Origin of the sequence: Oscillibacter sp. KLE 1745 (assembly GCF_000469445.2) — a bacterium.
Taxonomy (GTDB): Bacteria; Bacillota; Clostridia; order Oscillospirales; family Oscillospiraceae; genus Oscillibacter; species Oscillibacter welbionis.
Window position 1 is genome coordinate 3,213 of record NZ_KI271727.1, and the last position, 5,903, is coordinate 9,115.

Annotated in this window: 6 protein-coding genes; 4 read left to right on the forward strand and 2 right to left on the reverse strand. The window is 62.9% G+C overall.

The features are described 5' to 3' along the window. A partial coding sequence (locus HMPREF1546_RS10195; RefSeq protein WP_021751909.1) for an S-layer homology domain-containing protein occupies positions 1 to 334 on the reverse strand: 334 nt, incomplete at its 3' end. Positions 335 to 641: 307 nt separating this feature from the next. Continuing rightward, positions 642 to 1,913, reverse strand: a complete 1,272-nt coding sequence (locus HMPREF1546_RS10200; protein WP_021749715.1) for a DeoR family transcriptional regulator — start codon at positions 1,911 to 1,913, stop codon at positions 642 to 644. A 283-nt stretch (positions 1,914 to 2,196) separates the two neighbouring features. Between HMPREF1546_RS10200 and HMPREF1546_RS10205 the strand changes: the two genes are divergently transcribed. The 4 genes from HMPREF1546_RS10205 (at position 2,197) to HMPREF1546_RS10220 (ending at position 5,846) form a co-directional block, all read left to right on the forward strand. Next, the gene (locus tag HMPREF1546_RS10205) at positions 2,197 to 2,529 is read left to right on the forward strand and encodes a helix-turn-helix domain-containing protein (protein ID WP_021749716.1); all 333 of its coding nucleotides are present in this window, start codon (positions 2,197 to 2,199) and stop codon (positions 2,527 to 2,529) included. Positions 2,530 to 2,672: 143 nt separating this feature from the next. Then, on the forward strand, positions 2,673 to 3,803 hold the full coding sequence (locus HMPREF1546_RS10210; protein ID WP_021749717.1) for a TerD family protein: 1,131 nt from the start codon (positions 2,673 to 2,675) through the stop codon (positions 3,801 to 3,803). A 21-nt stretch (positions 3,804 to 3,824) separates the two neighbouring features. Beyond that, positions 3,825 to 5,198 carry a VWA domain-containing protein gene (locus HMPREF1546_RS10215; protein WP_021749718.1) on the forward strand — a complete coding sequence of 458 codons (1,374 nt, stop codon included), beginning with the start codon at positions 3,825 to 3,827 and terminating at the stop codon, positions 5,196 to 5,198. A gap of 390 nt (positions 5,199 to 5,588) precedes the next feature. Then, complete coding sequence (locus HMPREF1546_RS10220) at positions 5,589 to 5,846, forward strand: HPr family phosphocarrier protein (protein ID WP_021749720.1); 258 nt, start codon at positions 5,589 to 5,591, stop codon at positions 5,844 to 5,846. The last annotated feature ends 57 nt before the right edge of the window (positions 5,847 to 5,903 follow it).

The window sequence follows — 5,903 nt, forward strand, 5'->3', positions numbered from 1 at the left end:
TACCCTGCTGAGAGCAGTAGGTGATGTAGCCCGCAAAGGTGTTGGTCACGGGAACATCCTTGAAGGGGGCGGTGCCTGCGTTCAGAGCGGAGGCAGTGGTGGGGCCCAGGATCAGGTTGCAGATGATCTTGGCGGCCGCACCGCGGGTCAGGACATCATCGGGACGGAAGTCGCCGCCGGAATAACCGTCGACAACGCCCAGAGCAGAGATCACATCCACAGCTTCCTTGTAGGTGATCTCGCTGTCGTCCGTGAAGTCCTTGGCGCCGGCGCTGACGGTGACCAGAGACATGGTCATCACCAGAGCAAGCACCAGAGAAAGGAACTTCTTCATTTGGGATTTCTCCTCCTTTAAAATATTTGCGGTCCGCCGGTATGCCTGCCGCCGGGTCTGAGATTCGTGTGGGGGCTAGCCAACCAACTTGTGTCGGCCTACACCAACCACAGAGCCGGCCGCCAGTGACACTCCCGCCGTCCGCAACGCCAATGTATCAGTGTTTTTCCGGATTGTCTACGGATTCGGCGTGATTGTTATTCAAACGAAACACGCCGTTCAAAAGCGCCTGATTCGTGGTAATTTATGTAACAAAAGTTGCAGATTTCCAAAAAAGAGAGAGGCGGGAAACCGGGGCTGCCCGGTCTCACGCCTCCTTCTGCAAGAGGATGTATTTCTGCCCGTCCTTGGCGATCTGGTGCTCCGCCAGCATCCGCTGGAGAATGGGCCAGCACTGGCGAGGGCCGATTCGCAGCACCCGGGCAATGTCCTGGCGGTAGGCAAACCCCGCCTCCGACAGGTACGCCAGGATCGCCTGCTCCTGGTCCTCCGGCGGCACCACCGTGCTGGGCAGGTAATAGCGGTTTCCCACTTTGGTCAGCTTTCCCCGGGCCACCATCTGCCGAAGCCGGTTGTAGGCCGTGTTCTTGGAGACCCGCAGAAGGGCCATCACCTCATTCCGGGTGATGGAGCCCTGGCGCCGGACAACGTCCAGCACCTGGTTCTCGCCGCCCACCCGGATGTCGTAGTCCAGGCGCAGGTCCCGCAGGGAGAGATCGTCCAGCCCGCCCTGCACCAGCGCCGCCCGCACCAGCTTGGACAGGCGGGTGCGCTCATAGGGGCGGCGGCTGCGGGGGGACATCAGGACCCACTCCGCCTCTGGCGGCGCCGCCTTGCGCAGCTTCTGGAGAATGGACAGGACGCCGCTGGTCAGGCGGACCTGCCGGTCCGGCAGGATAAGCCGCTCCTTCTGCAGGTCCACCTGGTCCCACCGCAGCGACGCGATCTCCTCCACCTGGAGCCCCAGCTGCCAGGTGAGCCACAGGGCCGCCCCGGCGGGGGTGTCCTGTTCCGCCTGCAGCAGCTTCCAGAGGGCGAACTCGTCGATCTGCGGCGCTGCCTTCCGGCGGATGCGGGTGGAGACCTTCTTCTCCGTCAGGTAGGCCGCGAAGTGGACGTTCATGGCGGCGGCCTCCAGCCCGGTGATCCGGGAGACGTACTGCCAGTCGTGACGTTCCAGCTGCCGCAGAACGTAGTCGTGGCGCAGGTCGATCAGGCGGACGGCCTTCAGGTCCCCGGCGTCCAGCGCGGCGCGGGCCAGGCGGGAGATGGACTGGGCCGCCAGGGGCTGCTGGTCCCGGTCCGACAGCACCACCCGTTCGCTGCTGCCGTTCCGCTCCCGACGCAGGGCCTCCAGCCAGGCGGCCAGCTCCGGGGCCAGCGGGACCGCCCGGTCCGGCAGCAGGAGCTGTTCGCCCAGCAGATCCACCTGAGCCCAGGTGAGGTGCTGGATTTCGTCCCGCATCAGACCGGCCATCCACGCCAGCCGCAGGATGGCTCCCGCGGCATCATTTGTATGCTGTTCCAGCACCCGGCAAAGCAAGGCTCCATCGGGGCGGTTGAGCGTGTAACTCTGCATGGCGTCTCCTCGTTTTGTTACGCTTGTGTGTCACAAAAATGACCTTCCTGCTTTTGGAAGCCTGCGGGTGACGGAATCTTCTCTATAAGCTAACGTTTTTTGTGACAATTGTTATGCACGTGAAACCGCTTTTGAAAAAACTCCTAAACCATTGCACCACAATGGATACGGAGATTTTCTCACTCAAAATATACACTATAAGATAACTAAAATCAATATCTTATAGCATATTTTGAATGGACACGTTCCAGAATAGACTTATTCTAAAAGGAGCGTGAAACAGATGACAAAACAGGAGCGAGTCGCCATGGGGCACCGGCTGCGGCAGCAGAGGACCCTTCTGGGCCTCACCCGGGAGGAGTTTGCCGAGCTGGCGGATATCAGCGCCGGCTATTACGGCCAGATCGAGGTGGGGACCTCGCAGATGTCCATTGACACGCTGATTAAATTATCGAAGACGTCGCAGCTCTCAATGGAGTATATCCTTTTGGGAGAGGAGATTCAGCCCGATGCAGATCTGACCGCCATAGAGGCCCTGCTGGCCCGGTGCACGCCCCGGGAGGTCCGGCTGGCTGAGAAGGTCCTCCGGCTGTTTCTGCTGCGGGGAGACGCATAGCGGGCCTGCGGCGGCCGGATAGATCTGCGCCCGCTGGGTTGAAAAACCGGATCCACTTCTTGATTCGGCGGCCGCCATCCACTAAAATAGGGAGGTAAACCCGCAGGGCGGAGAAACGGATATGCGAGAAAGGACGGGATCCCATGGAACTGCAGAAGGGACAGAAGTGCAAACTGGCGGACCTGACCGGAAGCGGACAGCTGCGAATCTCCGTGACGGTGTCCCTGCCGGGGAGCGAGGCGGACGTGACCTGCTTCGGCGTGGACGGAGCGGGGAAGTTGTCCGACGACCGTTATTTTATTTTTTACAACCAGACCAGTTCGCCGGAGGGCGCCGTCTCCATGCACCAGTCCGGGGAGTCCACGGTGTTCTCGGTGGACCTGAACCGCCTTCCGGGCTTCCTGCAGAGGCTGGTGGTGACGGTGGCGGCGGAGAGCGGCACCATGCAGGCGCTGGCCCGGGGACTCCTGACGCTGGAAGGAGAGTTGGACCGGGCGGCCTATGTCTTCACCGGTGCGGGGTATCAGCAGGAGAAGGCCCTGATTCTCTGCGAGGTGTACCGCAAGGATGGGATTTGGCGCTTTTCCGTGGTGGACAGCGGCTTCAACGGGGGACTCTCCGCCCTGCTGGCCCACTTCGGCGGGGAGGAGGTCAAGCCTGACCCGCCGACCCCGGCACCTGCTCCGCCGGAGCCGAAGGTGAATCTCTCCAAAATCAGCCTGAAGAAGAGCGGAGAGAGCCACAAGATCGACCTGACGAAAAACCGTCGGCGCATCCACGTGAACCTGAACTGGGACCAGCGGCGGGGCCTGTTCAGCCGGGGCATCGACCTGGATCTGGCCTGTATGTACCGGCTGAAGGACGGGCGGCAGGGGGTCATCCAGGCCCTGGGCAACAGCTTCGGTGTCGCCGATCAGCCCCCCTACATCAAGCTGGACAAGGACGACCGCTCCGGCGCCAGCGCCAACGGCGAAAACATGGACTTCTTCCGGCCGGAGCTGATCGACTTCGCCGTGGTTTTCGCCTTCATCTATGAGGGCGTGCCCAACTGGCGGTCCACCAACGCCCGGGTGGTGTTGAGCCAGCAGGGGGCGCCGGATATTGAGGTCCAGATCGACAACCCCAACAGCAACGAACGGTTCTGCGTCCTGGCCAGCCTCACCGGCCGGGACGGCGGGCTGGAGGTCCGGCGGGAGGACCTGTTTTTCAACAGCCACCGGGCTGTGGACGCCCATTACCACTTCGGCTTCCGCTGGGTGGCGGGCCACAAATAACACGGGAGAGGAGCCGAAGTCATGTTGGATTTGCAGCGGGGACAGAAGATCTCCATTCAAACCGTCTGCCGGACCTGGACCCTGGAGGTGGAGCTGCGGCATCAGGGGCCCCTGGCGGTCGACGTGTCCTGCTTTGGCCTGGACAGCGCAGGCCGCCTCTCCGACGAGCGGTATTTTCTTTTCTATAACCAGCGGCGCTCGCCGGAAGGGGCCATGGCCCTCTCTGAGGGAGCATCCGGCGGAACGGCCCGATTCCAGGTGGATCTGGCGGCCCTGCCGGACCATATCCAGCGGCTCTCCTTCACTGCCGCCATTGACGGCGGCCGCACCCTGCGGGAGCTGGAACAGGGCAGCATCGGTCTGTGGGTCAGAGGGGAGGAGATGGCCCGGTATGCCTACGCGGGGAACGAGTTCTCCGGGGAGCGAGCCATCGTGGCCGGCGAGCTCTACCGGAAAAACGGGGACTGGAAGTTCAGCGCCGTGGGCCGGGGCTTCAACGGCGGCCTCCGGGCCCTGGTGGAGAGCTTCGGCGGCGTGGTGTCAGACCCGGTCCCGCCGCCTCCGCCGCCTGTCCGGACAGCTGTGTCTGCCCGGACAACCCGGCAGCCGGCCGCGCCCGCCGGCGGTCCGCCTCCTTCCGTGGGGGACATCCTGCGCTCCCTGCCGCCCCATGTCTGCACCCGCATGGAGGGGCTGGCCCGCCGCTGCCAAGGGGACCTGGACTTCCTGGCGCCGTTGTACAAAGCCTCCTTTGCAGCACTGGCCCAGGTGCCCCGGGCAGCGGAGAGGGACCTTCAGACGGTCCTGTGCGCCGATGCCTCCGGCTCCATGTTCGACCTGTACCGCGGGGGCCGGGTCCAGCAGATGTTCGACAAGTTCTTCGCCCTGTCCTCCACCCTGTCAGACAGCGGCGCCCTGGACTGCTGGGCCTTTGCTGCGAAGAGCCGCCAGCTGGAGCCGGTGACGCTGGACAACATCCGGGACTACACCTTCTCTCAGGCCGGCGGATACGAGCGGTGGATGAGCATGCTCAACTACCAGTACAACAACGAGCCGGAGGCTATGCGGGACATCATGATGATCTACGGCGGCCTGCGCAGGCCCATTCTGGTGCTGTTCCTGACGGATGGCCGGTTGCAGTCCGACTGGGAGATCGAGGAGATCCTCATCAAGACCTCCCGTTTCCCCGTGTTCTGGCAGTTCATCGGCCTCTATGGCGAAGAGTACGGCGTGCTGAATCACCTGGATGAGATCGACGGCCGCCACACCCAGAACGCCGCCTTTTTGAAGATGGAGGATTTCGACGATTTCATGGACAGCGGCTTTTACCGGACCATTTTCGCAAACACGGCCGCTTGGCTGGAGGAGCTGGACCGGAAGCAGATGCTGCCGTAGAGGAGATGCGCTGGGGCGGATGCTATTTACGGGGCAGCAGGGGGCGGGAGCCGAGGCATGGGACTTTTTCGGGTGTCAAATGATGCGGAGACTGTGAAAAGCCCCTGGGATGGAACCCGGCGCATCAGGGATTTTGCCGCTGGGCATTGCGCACTCCAGCTGATGCGGCCCTGCGGGATACCCCTGGTTGCCCGGAGCGGCAGGCCGTGAGGCTGCGGGATGGCTGTGCCTTCGGATGCGGCACGTCTCCATGCTTCTGTCAGGGGCCATCCCGGCGCTCTCGGGTTTGCGTTACCCCCTTGCCCGGACAGGAAAAAGAAGGTATAATCATTTTGTTCCATCACAGCGGGCGGACAGCCCGCGGCAAGGAGAAACTGAGGAGGTCTTCTTATGCTGTGCACGAGAGAAGTCACGGTCCAGGTCCCTGACGGCCTGCACCATCAGACGGCGGCCCGGTTCATCCAGACTGCCAACCGCTTTACCAGCGTCGTCCGCGTCGTATACGGCGACAACAACGTCAATGCCAAAAGCCTGCTGGGTGTGCTCTCCCTGTCCATCGGAGCGGGGACGCGGATCACGATCACCGCAGACGGAGCGGATGCCGGAGAGGCGCTGGATGCGCTGGAGCAGTGCCTTGCCGGGGCGTGAGCCTTTGGAGCAGACCTGATCTCCTGAATCAAAGAGGGGCCGCCGGCAAAGCCGGCG